Annotated in this window: 5 protein-coding genes; 1 reads left to right on the top strand and 4 read right to left on the bottom strand. The window is 62.5% G+C overall.

What is annotated here, in order from left to right; genetic code table 11:
• The 4 genes from thrC to AC3LCN_RS05855 all read right to left on the bottom strand — a co-directional run.
• On the bottom strand, window positions 1–920 hold a 920-nt coding region (gene thrC / locus AC3LCN_RS05840), incomplete at its 3' end, for a threonine synthase (protein ID WP_488649129.1).
• A complete protein-coding gene (locus AC3LCN_RS05845; protein WP_488649130.1) occupies window positions 917–1,363 on the bottom strand; it encodes a hypothetical protein in 447 nt (148 codons plus the stop codon). The genes thrC and AC3LCN_RS05845, both read right to left, overlap by 4 nt.
• Window positions 1,360–2,406 carry a homoserine dehydrogenase gene (locus AC3LCN_RS05850; RefSeq protein WP_488649131.1) on the bottom strand — a complete coding sequence of 349 codons (1,047 nt, stop codon included), beginning with the start codon at window positions 2,404–2,406 and terminating at the stop codon, window positions 1,360–1,362. Before AC3LCN_RS05850 ends, AC3LCN_RS05845 begins: the two co-directional genes overlap by 4 nt.
• Window positions 2,407–2,516: 110 nt before the next feature.
• A complete protein-coding gene (locus AC3LCN_RS05855; RefSeq protein WP_488649132.1) occupies window positions 2,517–3,926 on the bottom strand; it encodes a right-handed parallel beta-helix repeat-containing protein in 1,410 nt (469 codons plus the stop codon).
• A 242-nt stretch (window positions 3,927–4,168) separates the two neighbouring features.
• Between AC3LCN_RS05855 and AC3LCN_RS05860 the strand changes: the two genes are divergently transcribed.
• Entirely contained in the window at window positions 4,169–5,473 is a 1,305-nt protein-coding gene (locus tag AC3LCN_RS05860) for a hypothetical protein (RefSeq protein WP_488649133.1), read from the top strand.
• The last annotated feature ends 95 nt before the right edge of the window (window positions 5,474–5,568 follow it).

Raw genomic sequence — 5,568 nt, forward strand, 5'->3', positions numbered from 1 at the left:
ATGGCGTTGCGCAGGCCGGCAATCGGCGCGGCGCAGGCGGGCTCCACGAAGATGCCAGCCAGGCGAATGATGTCGGCCTGCGCGCGCAGGATCTCGTCGTCGGTAACGGCGCGAATGAAGCCGCCCGACTCGTCGCGCGCAGCGATCGCCAGATCCCACGACGCAGGCTTGCCGATGCGAATCGCCGTGGCAATCGTCTCTGGGTTCGAGATCGGCGCACCCGAAACAAATGGTGCGGCACCCGCCGCCTGGAAGCCAGCCATGCGCGGTCGGCGCTTGGTGCTGCCAATGCGCACCGCGTCGGTGAAGCCGCGCCAGTAGGCGCTGATGTTCCCCGCGTTCCCCACGGGGAGCGCCAACACGTCGGGGGCGTCGCCCAAGTCGGCAATGATCTCGTGTGCCGCCGTGGCTTGCCCGGCAATGCGGTGCGGATTGATCGAGTTCACGATCTCAATACCGCCACCACCGGCGCCAAGCTCGCGCACGATCTGGAGCGCATCGTCGAAGTTGCCATCGATCGAGATGACCTTGGCGCCAGCGGCAAACGCCTGCAGCAACTTCCCCGCGGCGATCTTGCCCGCAGGCAAGAGCACAATTGCCTCGAGCCCCGCGGCGGCGGCGTAGGCGGCCGCCGATGCCGAAGTGTTGCCGGTGCTGGCGCAGACAACGGCGCGCGCACCAGACTCTGCCGCCTTGGCGACCGCCATGACCATGCCACGATCCTTGAACGATCCGGTCGGGTTCGCCCCTTCGACTTTGAGCCACAGATCCGACGCACCAATGTCGGCACCGAGGCGCGGCACGCGAACTAGAGGAGTGGCGCCCTCACCAAGGGTGAGGATTGGCGTGGAGGCGGTAACGGGGAGCAGGTCGCGGAAGCGCTCCAGCAGGATCGGTCGTGCGCCAAACGAGCCGCTCATCGCCACACCCAGCTCGGCAGCTCAGGCAGGACCGGCCCCTGCCAGATCCCCCAGTCTTCGCTGGTCATGCCACCGAAGTAGTTAATGAAGTGCAGCCCCTCAGCCTTCCAGGCGTCGGCGAGCTCACGACGCTGCGCCTCGCTCAAGCCACGCACGGCGAGTACGGTGCGCCCAGCTACACGTGCCCCCTCGTACACGATCAAGTCGGCCGCCTGGTCGGTACTCAAGTGGCGCAGCAGGTTCATGAAGCGACCGAACAGGCCCGGCTTCGCCAGAGTGGCAACGCTCGGACCGGCAACGCTCGGACCGGCAACGTCGAGCAGCAGCACATCGCCCGCGCCCACAAGCTCAGCGCGCGCGCGACCGAGCTCTGCGGCAGCATCGGTATTCGCCACTGCGAGCAACCATCCAGTTGGGTACGTAATGCGCAGTGGCGCGTTCACTTTGCGCCGCGCTTTGCAGCCTTGATCCAGGCCGGAGCTGGTGCCGCGATCGCCGCAGGAAGATCGCCCCACGATGAACCCTCGCCGCGCGCAATCGCCAACAGGTCGTTCAACACACCAGAAGCGGTCGACCCTGGGCCCGCACCTGCGCCAGCCAACGTCAGATCACCAATCAAATCGCCCGAGATCACAATCAGGTTCCCGCCACCAACGGTGGTACCGAGTCGCGAGTCGGCGGGCACTTCGGTCACGCGCACCGACAGAGAGTCTTTAGACGCATCGTCGCCACCGTTCCGCCACTCCGCAATCATGCGCAGTCGCGCGCCGCGCATTGCCGCATCGGCAATCGCCGCAGCCGTGACGCCCGTAATGCCGGGGGCATCGTCGAACTGCACGTGTGAGAGTGCCGGCCATGCACCCGCGGCGAGGCGCGCCAAGACCACGAGCTTTGCAGCGGCATCTTCGCCTTCGACGTCGCTCTTTGGATTCGCCTCGGCGTAGCCGATCTTCTGCGCTTCGGCGAGCGCCTGGTCATACGACCAGCCCTCGCTCTCCATCTTGGTGAGGATGTAGTTGGTGGTGCCATTGATGATGCCGCGAATCGAGGTGATCTCATTCGCCGACAAATCACGAGCCAACACGCCAATTACTGGCACGCCCGCAGCCACGGCCGACTCAAAGCGCAGCGCCGTATCGGTTGATCGCGCCAACGATTCGAGTCGCGCGCCAAACGTCGCCAGGAGCAGCTTGTTCGCGGTGACGACTGGTCGGCCAGCTTTGAGTGCCGCCTCAACAATCGGCATGGCGGGGTCGAGCCCACCCATGAGCTCAACGACAACATCAATATCATCAGAAGCGGCAAGGGCCGCAGGGTCAGTCGTTAGTGGTGCAATGCGATCGAGACCAGCAGCCTGCGCCTTGGCCAGGTCGCGCACCGCAATGCCCGCGATGCCGATCCCCCACTCTTCGGCCCGGCTAGCCAGCCCGCGCGCGACCGCCGCTCCGACCGTGCCACCGCCCAAGAGTCCAATACGCATGCTCATATCTGTAGCGTAGCGGAGCGCCCCCTCCCTAGGCCGTGCCTAACGCAGCGCGCTCAACAGGGAAAGCCTCCCCGCGGCGTGTGCTCTAGGCACACGCCGCAGAGGATGGCCTATCGAGCGAGGGCAACGTTCGACGCACCGATCGTTGCACCGCGTGAGGCAGCATTGCTGGAGAAACGATTTGCTCGTAACGCCTTGTGGAGCTCGGATCTTGTAGGAACAGAACCGGCATCTGCCGAGTTATACCCGACAGCGCCACCAGCTTTCCCTCCGATGTTTGCCACGAAGCGGTTCCCTGTCATTGCGGCCAGGGTCTCGTCACTACCGGTCAGCAGATACGCCGCACCTCCAGAGACCGACGCTCGGTTTTGGGAGAATCGATTGTTTGTCATCGTAATTTGAGTTTGGGCGTACACAGCACCACCACGTCCGGAATTAGTTCGGAACCATGATCCCTTGCCAGCGCCAACTTTTGCGCTGTTCCCCTTGAACACGTTGCCTGTGATGGTGGTGGTAATCAATGGACGATCGGATGAGACATACAATGCACCACCATAAAGTGCCCGGTTCTTGATAAATGTCGAGCGCTCAATAGTGAATTCAGTATGCGCCGTAGGGGTTAAATCTAGTGCCATAATCGCGCCACCTGCGACTGCTGCAGTGTTTCCTGAGAACGTTGAGTCCTGCACAAATGCAAACGCGTAGGTTCCAATTGCCCCACCTGATCCACCATAGTTTTGATTATCCTCGCAGGTCAAAAGATCAGTGCTGACCACCGCAGTGTTGCGTGTGAATGTGGAGCGCTCCACAAACACGTCGTCTACCGATGCAATTGCACCGCCGCCGCCAACACAATTCTCATCAGCAATGCTGGAGTTGCTCGTGAATGAGCTGTCATAGACAAACACAAACGAATGGGATGCAATCGCACCGCCCTGGTCGTGGGCGGTGTTGCTGGTGAACACGCTTTCGTATGCCACAACCGTGCCTCCGGCCGCGATGGCGCCACCGCCCTTATTGGCAAAGTTATGCTTGAAGGTGACGCTGGTAACGTCGACTGTTCCGCCGGCAAGAACTGCTCCGCCTTCATCGGCGTCAAAGCCTCGAGCGTTCTGCATCGTGAGGCTTTCAATGAGGAGGTTGCCCATTGTTACGACGATGCGCGAATCATAGCCGCCGTCGAGAATTGTTTGCGTGGCGCCAGCTCCCTTAAGAGTTATGTCGTTCCTTTGCATCACTGCTGCAGTGAGGAAGTGATAGGTCCCTGGGCAGAGATAAATCGTACCGCCACTGTCAGCATCGACCGATGCATCGGCAATGTCTTCTGCCACGTCTACTCCCGAGCCAGCGAGAATGGGGATGTCAAGATCGCGGCACCCAGCCACCGCAGTGGTGTAGTCCGCACCAGCGATGCCGACATAAATCTCCGCTGCGTCTGCCCGCACCGAACTCGGCACGCCGGCGAAGATGGCCCCAATAAGGGCGAGTGAAGTGATGATGGTGGTGATGCGCTGCGGCATGTGGTCAATCCCTCCCGAGCGGGTCCCGCGGGCAGGTTGCCGCAAGTCGGACCTGGCGGGCCTCTGTAAGGTACAGCACTGGGGTGCAAGAGACGGGCGTGCCGCACGTTGAGCACCCCTGAACGGCGCCCCCCTCCCGCTACACTCCCCCAATAACCGCAGCCCGCCAACTCCTTGTCGTCGCGCTGGCCGCTGCGACCCTGGCGATCACGGCGGCGCCGGCCGCACCGGCGGGTCCGAACTTGAGCGGATACGGCTGGCAGGCGATCTACGGCACCGGTGACTCGGCACTGGCGAACGGCAACATCTACGCGATCAAATCAGTTGGGCCCGACCTCTTCCTTGGTGGGGACTTCACCGACTTCGCTGGCATTAACGCGGCTGACCGGCTGGTGCGCTGGAACGGCACGGTCCTGGAGTGGCAGGCGATCGGATCGGTCGGCGAAGGAGACGGCGCGATTACGGCTGGCTCCGTGCGGTCGATTGAGGTCTCGGGGGACAACATCTATATCGGTGGCGATTTCACCGTCACCGACTACTTGGGCAATCCACGCGCCAACCTCGCCTGGTACACGCTCCCCGATCCAACGTTTACCGGGTACTGGAGCTACCAGTGGCGCGGATTCGATAGCGCCGTCGGTTTCGGCGACGATGTCATTGACACCGGCACTGTCAACTCAATCTTCGCCGATGAGCGGAGTGGCGTTCTCTATGTCGGTGGTCAGTTCAGCAACGCCAATGGGAATGCGAACGCCGATCACTTGATCTTGGGAACGAGCTTCTCGTGCACCATGCTGCTCGGCGCGTGCAGCGCACCTCCACCCGACGTCACGGTGTGCGGGGGTGCAGGCATCACGTGCACCGTTCCCGCGCCAAACATTTGGAGCCCTGCGGGCGACAATGGCGCAGGTGGGCCGGCGTTGGACAGTTTTGTGAGCGGCATCGCGGCACACCCAGACGGTGGTGTGATCGTGTCGGGAAACTTTGGAAACGCAGGTGGTGTGGCTGGCGCGAACTCCATTGCAGAGTATCCCGGCCCGTACACCTCGCCGAACATCTGGTCCGCGCAGAGCGGTGTGCCGTCGGTAACCATGTACCCCACCGTCAACTTCGAAGACACGCTCTACATTGCCGGCTGGGAGGGCGTATACCGCCGCACCGTTGGCTCCACCTGGCAAGAGATCTGCCCAACCACCCTGCATGTTGCCGGTACGCAATGGATGGGCCTTGCGGTAGTGAGCAACTCGCTCGTATTCGTGGGCGGGAGCGCAGGGCTCTTAGCCTGCAACCCGACGACGGGTGGCGCGACGCAGGTTCTTGATGCAGCCTCTGTGGTGAACCTCGCCGTGCACAACGGAGAGCTGATCGTTACCGCTGGCACGAGCCTTGGCGGTCTGTTTGAAGCGGGCGACTACGTGGCTCGATATTCCGCCGACCTGCCCCCAACGAACCGTGACGCCGACCGCAACACCAACACCATGCTGCTCCTGATCACCCTCGCCGCCCTGACGGGCCTGGCGGGGGTAAAGAATCGCCGCCGCGCCTGAGGCGCACAGCGTCCCACCAGCACCCATACTCCCCGAAGCACGCTCATCTTGAGCGTGCAGTTAGGGAGGGAACATGTCATTACTGAATGGAAAGA

Source organism: Candidatus Limnocylindrus sp. (assembly GCF_040397215.1).
In the GTDB taxonomy this organism is placed as follows: domain Bacteria; phylum Chloroflexota; class Limnocylindria; order Limnocylindrales; family Limnocylindraceae; genus Limnocylindrus.

Coding starts and splice junctions, on each gene's coding strand:
- AC3LCN_RS05850 (WP_488649131.1), bottom strand. CDS start 2,406: ATGAGCATGCGTATTGGACTCTTGGGCGGTGGCACGGTCGGAGCGGCG.
- AC3LCN_RS05855 (WP_488649132.1), bottom strand. CDS start 3,926: ATGCCGCAGCGCATCACCACCATCATCACTTCACTCGCCCTTATTGGG.